This is a genomic window from Fibrobacter sp., assembly GCA_024399065.1.
Classification (GTDB): Bacteria; Fibrobacterota; Fibrobacteria; order Fibrobacterales; family Fibrobacteraceae; genus Fibrobacter.
Window position 1 is genome coordinate 19,583 of record JAKSIB010000004.1, and the last position, 17,689, is coordinate 37,271.

Sequence of the window (17,689 nt, forward strand, 5' to 3'; positions counted from 1 at the left end):
TGCCGGTGGGATTGAACAGTATAATCGGGGGAATATTTCGTATTATGCCGGCAACAATTCGGTAAAAAGCGAAAGTTTCTTCGATCTAATTGGAATTAATGCAAAAAATCTCAGGTTTCTTATCCGGAAGACGGTCTTGCACAAGTTTCAAACACTGAGAAACTCTTTTGGATAAAAAACGTCTTATTACGGGATTTTCACTTTTTAAATTGCAATCCAAAATAATTACAACCTTAGAACAAAAGCGAAGTCTTTCCAAGGTTGCAAAAACTTTGTTTCCATCATCTAATCGCAATAATTCAGAAATGCTTATAGAACGAACGTATTCCTTGGTATCAAACAAGTCGTATCCTTTTTTATAATCACGAATTTGTTTTTCTCCAGAATACTCGGCAAGAGGCACTTCTAAATTTTCGCGACCGTCCCAAAATGAGCCAAGAAGTTTATAGGTTGATTTCACAGTTCGACTACAACTCCTGTGTTTAGCTCAATCGCTCTCGCTGCAAATTCCAAGAGTTTCCTGTACAAATTCACCAAGATGTCGCTTGAAATGTTCGGTAGTCGTTCTTCGAGCCAGGACTTTAATATAGTGCATTTAGCTTGATCAAAATAATCTAAATCACCATCATCGAGTAGTGTTCCGCACGCTTGGTTGATGGGGGGAACAAAGTCCTCCAGAAGAAGATCGTTTTCTTCATCTTCAAAATAGAATACTTCTACTCGAGAATCCGGTGGATAGGGAACTACAGGAATATGACCGTAGTACTCCAATCCCGCATAATCAAGAATCAAGGCAAATTTCATTACATTTCCTCCTTTCTTAAAATTTTCATGTGAGAATCAGGTCCATCCGGCACGAGATCCCCGTATTTATCCAAGAAGGTTTTGAGATTACGGTCATATACCTTCAAATACCCAGAAGCCATATCCGCTTTTATAATATAATCTTTGTTTTTCCAGACGGATTTGACTCCATGAACCTTTGGCGTGACATCAGGAGTATACTTGTCAATAATCTCATTGATGTTGACTTTGTTCTTTTTCCAGTTCTCGTTAAACAAAGCCTCTCTCTTTTTACTCGCTATGTAGCCGCTTTGCAAATCAGGAGTCGAAGGAACTGCGTACTCGACATAATACTGAGACAGTTTTGAATACACTTCTTTCGCGTTAGACATTATGCCACCTCCTTACGAGCCTTGTGGTAATCGGGGTACACAAGGTACTTGACGCCCATTGTGGAGAGTTTCTCCATTGCATTCGAATCCTCCTTGCCATAAATAAGCAATGTGGACGGCCTACCTAGCATCACAGTCGAAATAAAGCGCATGTCATATAGTTCATCTTTAGGACAACCCAGAAATCCTGCGGCCCACAAAACGTTCTTTGGTACTCCGCTGATATTTTTATGAGTCAACCAGTTCCCCGTCCGGAGGTTCGCAACAATCTTTATTCCATTCACGGCGAGTACTGCCATAAACAGCTGATTCAGTAGCATTATGAAATCTTGCCACTCCTGATCCATATCACTTGTAACCGTAACGTCTGTCGCCGCAGCGCCCGTATACTTGCGATACTCTGAAATTTCATCCAGAACATTTTCAAGCCTTGGATAAATCCTTGCGTCTGGGCAATAAAAGACTAACAGCGTCTTTTTCGGATTCCTTACGATTCTGTTTTTTCTGAAATCATAGGGAACCATCTGTTCCGGAATTTCTTCAAGAAACATTTCCCTTTCGAAGATGGGGAAGCCCATTTCATCGAATTTTATACCTTTACCTTGCAAATATTGCACAAAATCGTCTGCAATACGGCAAAGGTCCATCATGTTTTTTACCATGATTGCCTCTATGGCGTAAGCCATTTGTTACGAATCCAAATTTTATTTTGGACTCAGGTTTGACGAATGCTCACGGATTTTGCTACTTTAGAGGTTCCTACGCCTTACTAAGTAGCGATACCTGGTGAGCATTGTGCCGGAAGGCTGCATATGCGGTTTTCCGGCATTTTCTTTAATATAATCAAAATTATTTGATTTGTCAAATTAAATTAAATCAAATAATTTAGTCTTTGAATGTAATTTTTATTGAAAATCAACAAAAAACATAGTATATTTGGCATGGATAATCATCTTTCGTCAAAAGGAGTCGCTATGTCTTTGGAAAATTTAAGTGCCAATCTTCGACGTTTGATGAAAAAGAACGGGTTTTCCATCCCTAAATTGGGAGAAGTCTCTGGGGTTAGCGTAGCGACCATCTCAAACATCCTTAATGAAAAAGGCGATCCGTCCCATTCAATCGTTGACAAGCTTTCGCGTGCTCTTGATGTTACTATTGGTGATCTGTACGCTCAGAAGCCCGTCTTAAAATCACTGCGATATAGGACAAATAAAGATCAGACTGCTAGAGAGAAGTCAGCAAAAGAAACTTTGCCTTATACCATTTATGAAAAACTGAAGACCTATAAGGAAGTTGAAAAGTACTTACCTAAACGCACGCCAATAGACTTTTCAAAGTTTCCGAAAGATCCTGTGGAGGCTGCCCGTAAACTGAGGATGGTTCTTTCTCTACGTTCTGACGCCCCTGTAACGAATTTTTTCGGAAATTTATCAGAACTTGGAGTAAAACAATTTTATTTCAACTTTGGATTGAGCAAAACATTTGGTGTTTCTGTTAATAAGGATGATGGAGGCCCTGCTATTTTTGTGAACATTGGAACAGCCAATGTAGAACGTTGGGTGTTCACCATTTTCCACGAACTCGGACACATCATTCTTCATCCGGAGTCCTATGACGGAGAAGTAAAAGCCGAAGAATCCGATTCGAAAGAAGAACGGGATGCAGATTGCTTTGCCGCAGAATTTTTATTTCCTGTAGATGTGGTTCGAGAACGCGTCAAAGGAACTAAGAATTATTCTTTTATTGATAAGATTCTTGAATTGAAACAGGAGTTTTCTGTTAGTTATTGGGTTGCGCTAAGCCAGTACTGCATTGCATATTCAAGAGATCGAAGCGAAGTTATAAAGAAATTTCAAAGAATGTACAAGAACCGCACCAACCATGATTTCAAGGACCATTATGAGCCAAATTCTTTACCCAAGGAACGGTTCATTTTTGAAGATCCGGATTTCAGAACCTGCATTTTTGAAGCGTTGAAAAACGACGATATGGAAGTTGAGCTTGCTGCGGAATTGTTGGGAACGGATGTCGATTTGATAAAGGAAGAATTGAAATGCGTGATTGAGGATGGGACTCTGGTCGAATCACGTCCATTTTGATGTAGACAATTGTTTGACAACTCCAATTTTTTACTATATTACCTTCCACGTTGAAAAACGTGTCGGGGCTTTAGCTCAATCGGTTAGAGCGTCGGACTCATAATGATTGTGACTCCGTTCCGAAAGGTTCGGATGAAAACGGGAAGAATTCGGTGAAACCTAAAGGGCCCTGGCCCAAAGGCAACGCCGAGCCGAGCCGGAGGTACACTTCCGGAAGGTGTAGAGACTAGCGGAGCAGTTTAGTCTGCTTAATGACCGCACAAGTATCCCGCGCCTAAACCTGCAAAGGCATGGCGAAGACATAGTCCACGGAGGCGTGAAAACGTCACAAACGTAAACCCGTTGGTTCCGGGTTCAAGTCCCGGAGGCCCCACTGAAAAATCCCGTGTTCTTTTTGAACGCGGGATTTTTTGCTTTAATTTCTGTGGGATTCTACAGTCCCAGTTCGCCGAAGAGCAACAAGTACTTGGAAATGGTGCGGCACCATTCGTAATGGAATCCGCTGTAGGCGTTGACCACGCACTTGTCCCAGTCGGCCTGTTCGGTCTGGAAAACGTTCACTGCATCGCGGACGCAGTTGAGCATGAGGTGGGGTGCGTTGGCGTCTTCTACCAGGAAGGCGTTTGCTTCGCCTGCAGTTTCGAAACTGTAGCTCACCAGCATTGCGGCAACACCAACAGAACGTCCGGTCAGCGGGAGGGTGCCTGCTGCCATGGCCTTGAGGATAATGGAAGAGGACGGTTCGCGGAGACTTGCTGCAAAGAGGACGTCGGCGCCGGCGAGAGTTTCGCGGAGCTGTTCCGGACCCTTCTTTTCGCCTTCTTCGAGATCCTGCAAGCACATGACGTCGGGATACTGCTGAGAGAAGTCGCGGTAGTAGCCCCATTCGTTGTTCTTGGAGGAGACGCCGACGATGATGTAGACGTCCAGGTGGGCAACGTCGGAAAGGACCGTGGCCAAGGTTTCGGAAGTGTTTCCGGATTCGGAATCCAGGTGAACGTAGAGGATCATCTTATCCTTGAAGTCCACGCCCAGCTTTTCCTGGAGGGCCTGACGGGCACGGCGCTTTGCTTCCTTGATGGGGAGCATGTCGTTTCCGTTGAAATCCCAGAACTGGTAGCTGACGCCGAACTGGATGCCGATTAATTTGTCTGCATTACGATTCAGGAAGCCGCTAAGACCACCGGGGAGGTTTGTGTTCAACATGGCGTCGCGGTAGCCCGGAGACGGGAACAGAACCTTGGTGGCGTAGAGGATGCCTGCCTTGAGAAGGCTGACCTTGCCCCAGAACTCGTAGCCGTCCATATTGTAGTTTTCACGGGGAAGACCGATCTTTTCGATTTCGCTGCTTGCAACATGGAAATCGTAAGTGATGTTATGGACGTTAAAGAAGAAGGGAATGTCCTTGGCGTAGTCGGCATAGACTGTCTTGGAAAGAGCGCCTACGAGAGCGCCGCCCCATTCGTGGCCCAGGATGGCCTGACAGGAATAGCCGGTCGCCTCGGCGTAGGCCAAGGCTGCGGAGGACAAAAATGCGAAGCGGAGGTGGTTGTCGGTGTAGGGGACTTCGTCAGGAGGTCCGTACACTTCGGGTCGACCAAAATATTCTTCGTTGTAGATGTAGGTATGGAGGGGATCCTTGTCCGAAACCATGATTTCGAAGGTCTTGCCCTGGAGCTTTTCGGTTCCCTGGAACACAGAGCGGTAGTCGTCTGCGTTGACCATTTTTTCCTTGATGAAGGGGGAGCAAGTCAATACCTTGGCGCCAGCGCATGCAAATGCGTCGGTCATACGGTTCACCGCTGTGGCTAGTGGGCTGGTATGAGACCAATTTCCCGCTTCAGGGCTCACGACAAGGATATTCATGACTAAAAAACGTCTCCAAATAAAAATTTACCTATCCCCAACAGGATAGTCCAAATTTATTTATTTATCTTTTATTTGAAAAGGCGAAGAGGTCTTTTTTACGATAAAATGGGCCTTTTTACTGACGAACCGCCTAAAGGTATTTTTTTACTGAAGGAATAACACAATGAAGAAAATCTTTCTTGCAACCCTGGCTGCTGCTGTAGCATTCTCTATGGTCGGCTGCAAGGGTACCAACGAAAAGCGTGGTGACGAACATCTTAAGGATGGCCGTTATCGCAATGCCATCAACTCTTACCTCGAAGCAAAGAAGAAGGGTAACGTTTCTGATGAATTCTACGATAACTTCACCCTCGCTCTCGTTCGTGCAGCTGAAATCGAAGCTAAGAAGGACCTTAGCAGCGATTTGATCAATGGCTACTTTGACAAGGCTGGCGTTAACATGCCGGAAGTCAAGAGCAACGAAGTCATTGAAGAAACTGTTACCAAGATGGCTACCGTCGGTAAGCAGCAGGCTACCCAGGAAGGTGTGGACTTCAATACTGTTATCAATGCTTTCGCCCGTATCGATACCGCTTTGGTCTATGCTAAGGCCAAGGGTGTTGGTGAAGGTGCTGTAAAGACCCTCCGTCTCGAAGCTGAAAACGCTGTGGTCGCAAAGACCCTCCCGGAAATCAAGGATGAATCTGATCCGGTGGTTGCTGAATTCGGTTTGCTCCGTCTCGAATACGTTGCTCCGGAAAATGCAGAAGTCAAGGCTGCTCTTAACAAGAACCGCAAGACCACTCGTGGCTACTTCCTGATCTTCGGCGAAAACATCGCCGACGCTGCAGGTAAGCGCTTCGTTGACAAGTGGGGCTACGTCATGGCTCTCCCGACCGTCAAGATGTCTGCAACTTCTCTCTCCGGCGAACTCCAGTTCTGGGCTTCCACCGGTAACAACACCGAACTTGACCCGTCTAAGATCAAGCTCGTTTCCACCGACGGCAAGGAAGTTGTCGCCAAGGCTGGCAGCGGCTGGTGCGAAGCTGAAGTCCTGGTCGGCAAGAAGGGCGACGAAAAGATTGAAAAGAAGAAGCAGAACATCAAGGCTGGCACCAAGGGTAAGTTGATGAACGAATTCCAGTGCTCCTTGAACGTGTCCTTCTCCTTTGCTAAGGGCTTCGTTCCTGACTACATCGAATACAAGGACGAATACGGTATCGGCCGTAAGTACCTCGGTCAGTAATGATGACCGCTCGGATCGTTCGTTGGGCTAAGACCCTCCGGTCATCCGAGCTGTTGTTCAAGAACACAGTGTGTACTTGATGGAAAAATCAGGAACCATGTGTTGCTTGGAACTAAATGCATTTGAAAAGCCTCGGTGAAAACCGGGGCTTTTTTTATTTACGGGGTTCCTTGTCATTGCGAGCCCGTAGGGCGTGGCAATCGAAGCTGTCTTTGGCTGATGTTCCGGAGCTGTCTATTTACGAGGTTCTCTGATTCTTGACAAAGTCCACAGGAATACGCAGGCTGCGATAGGAACAAGAACGTTCCAGGGGGCGTGGTAACGGATGCTGCCCGGTGTTGCAAACCAGAAGTAGATGAGCACAATGTGGGCGGTGTAGACGTCCAGGCTGTGGCGTCCGATGAGGTTTGTGACCCTGAAGTCCAGGGCTGCAGGCCAGGTACGGATGATCCAGCCGATGGCCATGACGAAGCAGAAGAAGTTGGCGAAACGGAGAGGGCCTACGTGAACCTTGTTGGTCCAGAAGTCTGTAGGAAGCTGCAGTGGAATGAACTGATGGGACCACAGGAAACAAAAGGCAAGGAGCACGAGAACCGCGGGGGTCAGTTTCTGTATGACGCGTACTGTGTTGCTGGATTTGACTGCGGGCTCCGTTGCGGAACTTGAGTGCGCGTTCTCCTCGGACTTTGCACGTTTCCACCAGGCGGCGACTGCTGCCCCGGTAAAGTAGATGAACTGCCATGCGAAGGGGTCGAAGTCCCCGTGATGAATCCAGCTGGGGAATAGACTGTTAACGGCGTCGCGCAGGCCGAGGAGTGCACCGATCCATACCACAAGGGACGGCAACCACAGGAGGAAAACCTGGGTCTTGCACCTTGCCTTGACGAATAGCGGGAACAGTACGGAACCGAGGATGAGGAATACCACGTAGAGCGGCAAAACATCTAGCCATTCCGGCGTGTTGATCAGAAGTGCCGACCAGAAGAGGCTTTCCAGCGGGTGCTGGAAAATGCACTTGAAATTGGCTGCTAGGCTAGGCAGGAACCAAGCTGCGATAATGCAGAGGCTGATGAGAGTTGCACAGTGGTATTTCCAGATTCGTGCCGCACGACTTCGCATCCAGGATTGACTAGGGTCCTTGGCTTGCTTGCTTGTGGCAGCGAGCATTCCCACAAATCCGGACAAGAAAAAAAAGCCTTCGGCTGCACTGAAGTAGCCGAAGCACTGATATAAATAGTAAGAGATAGGCTTCCCGAAATGATCCAAGGTCATTTGCAGCAGCAAAAGGCCCCGGATAGAATCTAAAGCACGGATTCTCACGTCGGTAGGCGGTTAGAAGCTAGCCTTGGCGCTCATGCCGAGGGCGAGATGCTTGTCGGTGAAGGGGCCCTTGTCGCTGTCGCCGTTGAAGTTGTAGCCTGTCCAGAATACGACTTCGGTCTTGAGAGTGGGGTACAGGTAGAAGTTTGCACCGAGGAAGTGGAAGCTGTCGTCCTTGACATCAACATCGTGGTTGTGGTATTCGTAGGAGACGCCCATGGTGAACTTCTTGTGAAGGTTGAAGCTGGGTTCGATGGCGACCATCAACTGGTCGTCGGTGAACAGCTGTTCGTCTACGGCGTAGTTGCTGTTGGTGACGCAGTAGAAGAATGTTCCGCTCAAGTTGAAGAAGTCGTAGTTGAAGCTAGGTTCGACCAAGAAGGAATGTGTACCCTTCTCCTTGTACGGATGGGTGCCGAAGACGGCGTAGATACCCCAGTTCAGAAGATCGTAGCTCTTGGAGTAGTCTACTTCTGCACCAAAAACGTAAGCGTTGCGGCGGCCAATATCCTGACCGAACACCCAGTCAACGTCGACGGTTGCGATCAAGTGTTCGTCGGGACGGTTGATGACGGGGTAGGAGTAGGTTGCAAAGGCTGCGACGGTGTGGTCGTTGTTTTCGGATGCACCGAGGTATGCGCTACCGTGGCCCCACTTGTCGTTACCGAATTCTGCACCGATACCGCGGACACTCTGTTCACGGACGACGACTGCGTACTTGGCCGGGTCGCGCCAGAAATAGTGGTTGAATGCGCCTGCACTGTAGGTCATGTCGCCGAAGATCAAGCTGACTTCGTGGCTAACGTCCCAGCGGAGCTGAACGCCGTCGAAATCAAAACCGGTAAAGCGTTGTTCACCGTCACCCATTGCTGCGGAGTGGGCGAAACCGTGACGGACTTCGGAATCTTCAAGCTTGCCGTCGCCAGTGCGGTAGTTGCTATGGCTGTTGGCGCTGACCACGACGGAAACGTTTTCGTCGAGGTTTGCCTTTACGGAAAGGTCGATGTCCTGGTTTGCTGCGTTCTTGGGATCAAAGTCGTCGTCAAAGTAGCTTGCGTAGTCGAAGTTTACTTCACCATTGATTTCGATATCTGCGGCGGAGGCGAGGCCTGCTGCACCCAGGATTGCCAGAGGCAAAATCATTTTGCGCATACAATTCTTCCAATTGATTAAAATTTTCGTGAAAAAGATAGAAATATCGCAACTGAAAACCCAATGAATGTGGGTGTTTGAGGTAAAAATAAACCCTAGACTCTTTAGTTTTGTAAATTTGCCATATAATTATAAGGTGGATTATGCGCTTTTTTAAGATTCTTTGTTTTTCCCTTGCAATGGGAGTATCCTTGTCTTTTGCCATGACGGCAAATGAGGCTATGGAAAAGTCCAAGGCCTGGTTTAAGTCCAGCAAGGCCTGGAGTTTGAATTTCAAGGTTCAGGTTTTTTATGCCGACTCCCCGGATATCGCTTCTCAGCAGGGAAGCCTCACCGTGGCCGAGGGCGACAAGTTTACCTTGGACCTTGCAGGGATTCAGTTCTACAGTGATGGCGAAAGTTTGTGGCAGTATAATGTAGAACAGAAGCAGGTCCTGATCAAGGCGGTGGAGGATCTGTCCAGTTCTCTCCATCCTTCGGAACTTTTGTTCAAGTATTTGAATTGCAAGGCCCTCCAGATTACCGATGGCGTTTTCAATGGCCAGAAACTGTGGGTGCTGAAACTTGACCCTTCCAAGTATGCGGGCCAGTTTGACCAGATGGACGTGTGGCTCAGCAAGAAGGATTTTTCCCCGGTGCGCCTTTATACGGTTGATCCTGCAGGTAACAGTTCCTGGTACAACATTATCGACCTGAAGGTTGTGAAGAAGATTTCTGATAATGACTTTAAGTTCAAGAGTATTGAGGGCGTCGATGAAATTGACATGCGATAGCTTTTGCTCAAAAATCCTGATGGGTGCGGCGGTGCTGTCGGCAACGTCCATGGCTGCGGAAACCCTGTTCAGCAACGACGTGTTCAATGTGAACGAAACGGGCTCTGTGGGATCCCTTTGGGCGTTTTCACGTGGCCAGGTTTATAGCGGTGTGACTCGCTTGAACTTGGACGTGGGTAGCTCTGGCAATGTCCTTGTCACTGAAACAAGCAACGGTCCTGTGGAAGACACGGTGTCCGCAGTTCAGGAAGGCGTTTTTAGCGACGTTCTTGCTGAACATAGAAGAACTCCTGCAATCTATGCCGGAAGCAAGGGCTATGTGTTGCCGATGCTGGAGATGAATGATGACGGGGCATATCTGATTCCCAGCGGTTTCTTCTCTATTTCCGACGTGGACGATCCTGTCGGTATGGAGCTGAAGGTGCCTGATGCGTATAGCGACCTTGATTCCATAAAAGTTGATGGCGTCCGTGGCCAGATGGCCTATGCGGTCAGCGCTTTTGCTTTTGATTCCTCGTCTAAGAATTTGTGGATTGCCCGCGGTGCTGCTGGCTTGGGCTTGTACAGTTTTTCCGGCAGTTCCTCTACAACAAGAAACTTTGCCTTGAATTCATCTACCGCAACTTTGGATACGGCCAAGTCCAGCTACAAGTGGGACGAAAAGAAGAATCCGTCCATCTACGGATTGGCCTTGCATCCTGAAACCGGAGACCTTTGGATGGCAACTTCCAAGGGTATGTGGATCAGGACAAAGTCTGGTGACGTGAAAAAGGCTTCCTCTGTTTTGAATACAGACTCTCGCGTTACCGGCGTATGGATTGGCGGCGATCCCTTGCAGATTATTGCGGAAACATCTTCCATGGAAGAAAACTTGCCCAAGGGTTCCTTGTGGCGCCTTGCCAAGGGTTCTGCTGATTTCGCCAAGGTGGATTTCCTGGATACGGCTGGAAAGAAACAGAAGAGAGATATTTATGATGATGGTGACTATACGGTAAGTAGTGTTACGTTCCTTGGTGAAAATGCCTTTGTTGGTGTAGTTGCCGTGGGCGGTACCGTCAGTGGTTATTTCAAGCTTGATTCCAAGGGTGCTCGCGCCTGGGAAATGGATGACGACGGAAAGAGCAGCTGGCTTTACGGTTACGAAACTGGCGCAACGGATCGAGATGTCGTTATCACGTCGATTTGTTCTTTCCCGCTGACCAAGAATATACGTGGCTTGGCCTTGTCTACCTACGGGAATGGTATCTCTGTTTCCGCCGACTCGGGAAAAACCTGGACTCCGATTCTGAACCGCGCAAAACTGGGTAATGACTTGGGCTCCGTTCGCATGGTGCCTTCTGTGATTACCGCGGGTGACCAGGCTCTTGTTTCCTACAAGGTGAGCAAGAATTCCAAGATCACCATTGACGTGTTCAGCTACGACATGAAGAAAGTCAAGACCATTGTGAAGGACGCTCCCCGCGAAGCTGATGCTTCCCGCAGTACAAATCCGAGAGTTGATTTCTGGGATGGTTTTGATAAGCATGGCCGCGCCTGCTCTATGGGCGTTTACTACGTTCGCGTGAAGGACAACCACGGCCACATTGGTTGGGGCAAGGTCATGACATTGGGAGGGCATAAGTAATTATGAATTTCGAATTACGAATGACGAAAGCCCTCGGAATCTTGGCGCTTGCTTTGTGTAGTGCAGTGCCTGCCTTTGCATGGGACCAGAAGAAGGCAACCCTTGGTAGCTTTGACGGTTTTGTGGAACGTATGGGTGCTGGTGCCCGCGAACTTGGCCGCGGCAACACTGGTACGGCGGATACGGCTACCATGCCTGCTGCTTACTGGAACCCTGCTATTCTTGGTTTCCGTGAAAACGTAAATCTTTCCATTGGTGGTGAACGTCGCGAATTGGATCGTGCCGGTGGTTCGCTTGGTATTGAAACCAAGGTGGGTAAGCGAATGGGCGTTGGCTTTGCCATGCTTTATCGTGGCGACTTGGCCTTTGACGTAATCGACGATGACGACCAGACCTTGGGAACGGCCACTCCGTATTTTACCATGATGTACTTGGGCTTTGCCTATCGTGCTACACGTCGTGATGCAATTGGTATGTCCCTTTCCATGAGCTACGATAACTTGGATGTGTCCGAGTATTTTGAAGGCGTGGAATTGGTGGATGATTACCGTAGCCCCATGACTATCAACTTGAGCTGGCTCCGTCAATGGAACGACAAGTGGTCCACTTCTGTGGTAATCCGCAACTTGAGTTTCAGCAAGAACCTTTCTGCCCGATGGACCAAGAACACCAGCACGGACAACTCCGTTGCAAGTACGGAAGGTGTTCGCCCCAAGATTCTGCAGATTGGTTTGGGATACCGTTCCAAGATTATGGACAAGCCTGTTTTCGCCTGGATGGAAGCTATCGACTACCAGGTGGCAGATACTTTGTTGGCCTTTGACCCTGATAGACATCTTTGGACGGGCCGTGTTGGCTTTGAATGCGAAATTATTCCTAACGGTACTGTTCGCGTGGGTATGGACGACTTGGACTTTACCCTTGGCGCCGGCTACAAGTTTGATATTCGCATCGGCAAGAAGAAGTATCCGCTGGATGTGAACTACGCTCTGGTTTATGAAAGTGGCGCCGGCCTCTGGGGCCCTGTCAGCATTGGCGTTCGTGGAAGTCTTCCTTGATTCGTGATATATTCATAAGTGGCGTTCGCAGTTTGAACGGGTTCGAGCAGACGTTCGGGCCCGGCATTACTGTGGTGTACGGTCCTAATGGCTGTGGCAAGACGACGCTGCTTGAATGTATCCACTTGCTGGGGCAGGGATTTTCCTTTAGGACGAAGGACCAGAAGGAATTGATTTCTTGGAAGGCGGATGAGTTTATTGTCCGCGGGAACTTTGAAGATGTGGCTGCGGATTCCGATCTTGCAAGTTCTGTACCGGGCCGGGCCCGAAAGCGTGCCATACGCGTCCATCGTCGCGGAAGCGAGGTGAAGGAAAACGGCGAAAGCCTGAAGTCGGCTGCGGGTCTGTTCGGCGGTTGCCCTGCGGTAATCATGCAGCCTTCGGATATTGAACTTTTGCGTGGCGCTCCCGAGGTTCGTAGGCATTGGCTTGATGAAATCCTGTGCTATCGATCTGCGGCGAACACGACGGTCCTGCGTCGCTATAAGCGTGTTCTGCAGCAGCGTAACCAGTGGCTGAAGCAGTACAAGAAGGGTGGTGCCGATGCCGCTGTGGGCGGCGAGGCTCTCTTTAGGGTGCTTACAGAACAGCTTATTGATTTGGGCGCCAAACTTTGGGCGGCAAGACTTGCCTTGGCTGCGGAAGTGTCCCCGATTATAACCAGCTACTACCGTAAACTTTCCGGCGGTGTGGACGAAATTACCTGCGCCTACAAGAGTTCTATCCTGAAGGAGTTGGACGCGTTGGACGGTGCCGACTTTTTGGGGAATGACGAACTTGACGAGATGGGCGCTGGGATGCCTGCGGGAACGGAAGACAGTTCTGTTCCGCAGTCTGCGGCGGATGCTGAAGTGGTTGACGAGGCGGTGCTTCGTGATGCGTTTGCCCGTAAGCTTGCTGGCCTGGAATTTGTGGAGCGCTTGCAGGGACAGACCATGGCCGGACCCCATCGAGATGACCTTGGTGTGTGTATCGGAGGTTACGAGATGCGCTCTGTGGGTTCCCAGGGGCAGTGCCGTTCTGCGGCGGTTGCAATGCGCTTTGCGGCGGTGGATGTGGCGTCACGCTACTTGAGCAAGCCGATCCTGCTGCTGGACGATATCTTTGCTGAACTTGACGTTCACAGGCGTGACGCCGTGGCGTCGCTCATTCGTGAAAAACAATGCCAGGTGGTGATCGCGACGCCGCAAATCGAGGATTTGCCATTCACCGCCGACGCGGAAATTCAATTGCATTAAAAAGGTTCCTTCGCCAGGGAACGCCCAAAAAGAAAAGCCCGCGGCACTTGCCACGGACTTTTTCTAAAGCTTTTGCTCGGTATTAACCGACTGCTACCTTACTTTTTAAGAAGGTCGCGGATTTCGGTGAGGAGCTTTTCTTCTGCGGACGGTTCAGGAGGAGCCGGCGGTGCAGGAGGTTCAGCAGGAGCTTCTTCAGCCTTGCGCATGTTCTGCATAAAGCCAAGGAACTTCTTCATGACGAGGAAGACGACGATTGCAACGATGAGGAAGTCAACGATGCCGCCGATGAAGTTGCCGTAAGGAATAGCAACGCCAGCATCGGTGGTGTAAACCAGTTCCTTGAGGCCGGCACCTGCGTCCTTGCCACCGCCCATAGCGATGATGGCGGTAACGCCCGGCATCACGATGTCGTTAACGAAGGAGGTTACGATTTTACCGAATGCACCACCGATGATAACACCGATAGCCATGTCGACGATATTGCCCTTGAATGCGAATGCCTTGAATTCTTCAAGAAGGCCTGTTGCTTTACCTTTGATACCCATGTTGGGCTCCTTTTGTTGAGTTTGGCTAAAAAATACATTAAACCTTGGGCTTTGCAAGTGGTATTTCTAAATTGTGTGCGCTATGTCATGGTTGATTCTTGCTCTTGCCTCTGCCTTTTTTCTGGGCTGCTACGATCTGGCGAAAAAGAAGTCCGTTCAGGACAACGCTGTACGCCCGGTTTTGTTCCTTTGCAGCGCATTTTACGCACTTTTGATGTCCCCGATTCTGTTGTCGGGACATTGTGAAAATTTACCTTTACAAAGCCACTTGCTTCTGGCGGGCAAGGCTGTCATCGTTGGCGGAAGCTGGATTCTTACATACAACGCATTGGCCCATTTGCCCTTGTCCATTGCAACTACAATTCGTGCGCTGGCGCCTGTGTTCACCATTTTCATCGCGGTGACTTTCATGGGGGAACGTCCCTTTGCCATGCAGTGGGCTGGCGTTGCCATTTGCGTTTGCTCCTATGTGGCGCTTTCCATGGCGGGCCGAAAGGAGATGGGACATTTCTTCAGTAACGGCTGGGTGATTTCCATGTTGCTAGGAACGGTGCTGGCGGCTTGCAGCGGCGTTTATGACAAATTCATTTTGCAGCGCATGGATTTTGAACCGTTGACGGTTCAGGTGTGGTTCAGCATCTACATGGCCCTTCTGCAGTTCGTTATTGCGGCGGTCACGTGGTTCCCGACTCGCACCAAGACCACTCCATTCCAGTTCCGCTGGACTTTCTTGCTGGTAGCGGTGCTGCTTATTGTGGCCGATCGCTGCTACTTCCTCGCGGTAAGCGATCCGGATGCCTTGATTTCCTTGATTACGGTGTTCCGCCGTTCCAGTGTGCTTATCGGCTTTGTGGCGGGTCTCCTGATCTTTAAGGAAAAGAAGAGTGCTCTCAAGTGGGTTGCCTTGTTTGGAATTATCACAGGTCTTTGCCTGATCGCTTTGGGCAAGGGCTAATGGTGGCTGACTTTTAGGTGACGCAAATGATTGGTATTACAGGTCAAATCGGTGCTGGAAAGTCCTTCGTGGGACAGATGCTGCGTGAGCGCGGTTTCAGTGTCCTTGACGCGGACTTGGCGGTTCATGAACTGTACCGTGACAACGCTGATTTGCGTTCCGCCATCGCAAAGGAATTCGGTGCTGAGACGCTGACCGCCGATGGGGTGAACCGCAAGTTTATTGCTGACTTGATTTTCAAGGATGGTGGGGCTCGTGTGCGCCTGGAAGCCCTTGTTTATCCGACGCTGACCGAGTATGTGATGCAACAGAATCCGGATTTCGTGGAAGCCGCCCTCTTTGAAAATGTCCCCGAATTGGTAAAAACCTTGGACGGAATTTGGGTGGTTGTGGCTTCTGAAGAAACCCGCTTCAATCGTCTTGTAAACCAGCGTGGCCTTTCTGCAGAAGATGCCCGCCGCCGCATGGATTTGCAAAGTGCAAAGAATGATGTCGAAACCTGGAAAAAGCTTTTCCCGGGTAAGGAAATTCGATTCATTGAAAATAACGACGGATCCGTTCCGAAAATTTGAATAAACGGAACTGGCCATCGAACGCCGTGACGTTTGAATAATGAAAAATGCAGTACTGTGGGAGTACTGCATTTTGTGTTTTATGGGGGATTGGAAGTAATCTCTTATCGGACCTGCTTGCCTCGCAAGTTGAAGTACTTCTTGACGCCGTTTGCGCCTGTGTATTCAACCTGGACCTTGTGGTCACGCATGATCAGATGCTTGCTTTCGCTCTGGATGTTATGCTTTCTGATGTTGTCCTTTGCGAAGGGAATACCCTGAAGGATGTCCACAGCGTAGTTGACGTTCGGCTTGGTGGTTACATCGTAGGGCTTGCCGGTCTTTGCGATTGCCTGAATGCTGCCGACCACGTATGCGAAAGGTGCGTTCCAGTTGATTGCCACTTCGTTGGTTGCGTAGCTGCAGGTGTTGTCGTAGTAGGACTTTGCTGCTGCACCCGGAACAATGAACTTCTTTGCACAGTCAGTTGCACCAGTGTTTGGACCGCCGGCCAACATACCGGGAACCGGAGCGTCGATGCCGTCAGCCTGGCTGGGGCGATGATGGGGGTTCATGATGGGATTTACACCGAAGCCGGTGAGGTAGGAAAGGTTCAGCGGGTTACGGCCGAGAACGTAGTCTACGATGCCTTGGGCTGCATTGAGGTACTTTTCTTCCTTGGTCAAGATGTAGGCGTGAATGAGGACCATGCCCTTGTTTGCTGCAGTACCGTTGGAACCCCAGTTGAAATCCTTGTTGACGAGAGCTACGCCGTAGCCGTTGTTGTCAAGGCTCTTCATGTATTCGTCGGCGGTGTTCACGATGATGGCGGTTGCGGTATCAACCATGGCCTTGTCGAAGATATCCGGGTTGGTGGCCAAGGAGAACATGCCCAGCATGTAGTTGTTCTGCCAGCTTTGAAGGCTTGCCTTCTTCTTGGAAATCGGCCATTTCTTGATTTCTTCGAGGACGTTTTCCTGCTTGTTAAGGCGGTACATTTCGATGAGGGTCCACAACTGAGTTGCCCATTCTACTGCGCCGGTGTAGGAACCGGTGGAAACACCTGCAGGCTGGACGTAGGCTTCATACTTGTTGAGCATGGCCCAGTGCTGAGCCTTTTCTGCAGCAGCAATACAGGTCTTGGAGAATTCTTCGTCGAAAGGCTTGTAGATTTCGGAAGCGAGGGTCATGACTGCGGCGAAGTTCCAGGTTGCTTCTACAGCCTTGCCGATGACGTAGCGCTGAGCGGTAGCCTTTTCCGGCATGATGGTGCCTGCGAATGCCTTGGTGGTCAGTTTGTGGAATACGCCACCGTCAGTATCCTGCATGGTGAGCATCCAGTCAAGGTTCCACTTGATTTCATCAAGAATATCGGGAATGTCGTTCTTACTTTCCGGAATATTCAGGTTCAAGGTCTTGAAGTATTCCTTGTTGTGCTGGTAAAGCTGCAAGAGGGTGTAGGTGGAAATGCCGGAGTTGACAATGTACTTGCCGTAGTCACCAGCGTCGTACCAACCCTTGGGGCTGCTGATGGTTGCGTCAAGATCGGTATGGCCGGTAGATTCGTGGTATTTTACAGCGGTATCAGGATGACCTGCTGCGCGAGCGTAGATGCCGGCATATTCTTCTTCGAGAGCGGTAGATGCGCGCTGGAAGTAGAAGAACTTGAGGGCACCCTTGGTTACGCCTTCAAGAGCGTCGTCTGCGATAACGATGGGATGGCCTATCTTTTCATCGCCAACGTAAGCCTGGTAGGTACCGGCGGTCTTCAGTTCGGAGAAATCGATGAGAGATGCAGCAGTGTCGCCTGCCGGTTCCCAAGTCTGGGCTTCGGGTGCGGTAACGGTCAAGACAGCCTTGCCGTCCTTATCTTTGAAAACCACATTTTTACCGGCAGCGTCAATGACGGCCATTTGCTTTTGACCGTTGGTCAAGAAACCAACCTGGTTCTGGAATGCGGTTGCAGCAAACAAGGAACTTGTTGCGATGGCGGAGGTTGCCAGAGCGGTTACGAATGTTTTAGAAAATTTCATTATATCACCCTTTTTTTGATTGTTCTAAATCTAGACCAAAAGAATGATTCACGGTATGGTGGCGGAAAT

17 protein-coding genes are annotated in these 17,689 nt (G+C 49.4%); 8 read left to right on the top strand and 9 right to left on the bottom strand.

Annotated elements, in window-relative coordinates:
* Nucleotides 1-85: 85 nt before the first annotated feature.
* The 4 genes from MJZ25_02850 to MJZ25_02865 are packed head-to-tail and all read right to left on the bottom strand — an operon-like array spanning nucleotide 86 to nucleotide 1,861.
* On the bottom strand, nucleotides 86-460 hold the full coding sequence (locus MJZ25_02850) for a hypothetical protein (protein MCQ2123100.1): 375 nt from the start codon (nucleotides 458-460) through the stop codon (nucleotides 86-88).
* Complete coding sequence (locus MJZ25_02855; GenBank protein ID MCQ2123101.1) at nucleotides 457-804, bottom strand: hypothetical protein; 348 nt, start codon at nucleotides 802-804, stop codon at nucleotides 457-459. Before MJZ25_02855 ends, MJZ25_02850 begins: the two co-directional genes overlap by 4 nt.
* Complete coding sequence (locus MJZ25_02860) at nucleotides 804-1,175, bottom strand: hypothetical protein (GenBank protein ID MCQ2123102.1); 372 nt, start codon at nucleotides 1,173-1,175, stop codon at nucleotides 804-806. Before MJZ25_02860 ends, MJZ25_02855 begins: the two co-directional genes overlap by 1 nt.
* Nucleotides 1,175-1,861 (bottom strand): DUF4417 domain-containing protein, encoded by a 687-nt coding sequence (locus MJZ25_02865; GenBank protein MCQ2123103.1) that lies wholly within the window; start codon nucleotides 1,859-1,861, stop codon nucleotides 1,175-1,177. Before MJZ25_02865 ends, MJZ25_02860 begins: the two co-directional genes overlap by 1 nt.
* A gap of 255 nt (nucleotides 1,862-2,116) precedes the next feature.
* On the opposite strand from MJZ25_02865, the gene MJZ25_02870 reads away from it, so the two are divergent.
* Nucleotides 2,117-3,274 (top strand): XRE family transcriptional regulator, encoded by a 1,158-nt coding sequence (locus MJZ25_02870; GenBank protein ID MCQ2123104.1) that lies wholly within the window; start codon nucleotides 2,117-2,119, stop codon nucleotides 3,272-3,274.
* A gap of 432 nt (nucleotides 3,275-3,706) precedes the next feature.
* Here the strand turns inward: MJZ25_02870 and MJZ25_02875 are convergent, their stop codons facing one another.
* On the bottom strand, nucleotides 3,707-5,140 hold the full coding sequence (locus MJZ25_02875) for a glycogen/starch synthase (GenBank protein ID MCQ2123105.1): 1,434 nt from the start codon (nucleotides 5,138-5,140) through the stop codon (nucleotides 3,707-3,709).
* 166 nt (nucleotides 5,141-5,306) lie between these two features.
* Here MJZ25_02875 and MJZ25_02880 point away from each other — a divergent pair, with 166 nt between their 5' ends.
* Nucleotides 5,307-6,368, top strand: coding sequence for a hypothetical protein (locus MJZ25_02880; GenBank protein MCQ2123106.1), 1,062 nt, complete (start codon nucleotides 5,307-5,309; stop codon nucleotides 6,366-6,368).
* Between the two features lie 234 nt (nucleotides 6,369-6,602).
* On the opposite strand, the gene MJZ25_02885 is transcribed toward MJZ25_02880, so the two are convergent.
* Both MJZ25_02885 and MJZ25_02890 read right to left on the bottom strand, forming a co-directional pair.
* A complete protein-coding gene (locus tag MJZ25_02885) occupies nucleotides 6,603-7,640 on the bottom strand; it encodes an OpgC domain-containing protein (GenBank protein ID MCQ2123107.1) in 1,038 nt (345 codons plus the stop codon).
* Nucleotides 7,641-7,700: 60 nt separating this feature from the next.
* Nucleotides 7,701-8,840 carry a hypothetical protein gene (locus MJZ25_02890; protein ID MCQ2123108.1) on the bottom strand — a complete coding sequence of 380 codons (1,140 nt, stop codon included), beginning with the start codon at nucleotides 8,838-8,840 and terminating at the stop codon, nucleotides 7,701-7,703.
* 179 nt (nucleotides 8,841-9,019) lie between these two features.
* On the opposite strand from MJZ25_02890, the gene MJZ25_02895 reads away from it, so the two are divergent.
* From MJZ25_02895 to recF, 4 genes are read left to right on the top strand one after another with little or no spacing between them, the layout of a single operon-like run.
* The gene (locus MJZ25_02895) at nucleotides 9,020-9,613 is read left to right on the top strand and encodes an outer membrane lipoprotein carrier protein LolA (GenBank protein ID MCQ2123109.1); all 594 of its coding nucleotides are present in this window, start codon (nucleotides 9,020-9,022) and stop codon (nucleotides 9,611-9,613) included.
* Nucleotides 9,594-11,237: a hypothetical protein gene (locus MJZ25_02900; GenBank protein ID MCQ2123110.1), complete on the top strand. Its 1,644-nt coding sequence runs from the start codon at nucleotides 9,594-9,596 to the stop codon at nucleotides 11,235-11,237. Before MJZ25_02895 ends, MJZ25_02900 begins: the two co-directional genes overlap by 20 nt.
* 2 nt (nucleotides 11,238-11,239) lie before the next feature.
* The gene (locus MJZ25_02905; GenBank protein ID MCQ2123111.1) at nucleotides 11,240-12,295 is read left to right on the top strand and encodes a hypothetical protein; all 1,056 of its coding nucleotides are present in this window, start codon (nucleotides 11,240-11,242) and stop codon (nucleotides 12,293-12,295) included.
* On the top strand, nucleotides 12,292-13,533 hold the full coding sequence (gene recF / locus MJZ25_02910) for a DNA replication and repair protein RecF (GenBank protein ID MCQ2123112.1): 1,242 nt from the start codon (nucleotides 12,292-12,294) through the stop codon (nucleotides 13,531-13,533). The genes MJZ25_02905 and recF overlap by 4 nt, the downstream gene beginning before the upstream one ends.
* A gap of 98 nt (nucleotides 13,534-13,631) precedes the next feature.
* Here the strand turns inward: recF and mscL are convergent, their stop codons facing one another.
* On the bottom strand, nucleotides 13,632-14,081 hold the full coding sequence (gene mscL / locus MJZ25_02915; protein ID MCQ2123113.1) for a large conductance mechanosensitive channel protein MscL: 450 nt from the start codon (nucleotides 14,079-14,081) through the stop codon (nucleotides 13,632-13,634).
* A gap of 82 nt (nucleotides 14,082-14,163) precedes the next feature.
* Here mscL and MJZ25_02920 point away from each other — a divergent pair, with 82 nt between their 5' ends.
* Nucleotides 14,164-15,036: a DMT family transporter gene (locus MJZ25_02920; GenBank protein ID MCQ2123114.1), complete on the top strand. Its 873-nt coding sequence runs from the start codon at nucleotides 14,164-14,166 to the stop codon at nucleotides 15,034-15,036.
* Between the two features lie 26 nt (nucleotides 15,037-15,062).
* Nucleotides 15,063-15,608, top strand: a complete 546-nt coding sequence (coaE, locus tag MJZ25_02925; GenBank protein MCQ2123115.1) for a dephospho-CoA kinase — start codon at nucleotides 15,063-15,065, stop codon at nucleotides 15,606-15,608.
* Nucleotides 15,609-15,712: 104 nt separating this feature from the next.
* Here the strand turns inward: coaE and MJZ25_02930 are convergent, their stop codons facing one another.
* Complete coding sequence (locus tag MJZ25_02930; protein MCQ2123116.1) at nucleotides 15,713-17,620, bottom strand: glycoside hydrolase family 9 protein; 1,908 nt, start codon at nucleotides 17,618-17,620, stop codon at nucleotides 15,713-15,715.
* Nucleotides 17,621-17,689: the final 69 nt, after the last annotated feature.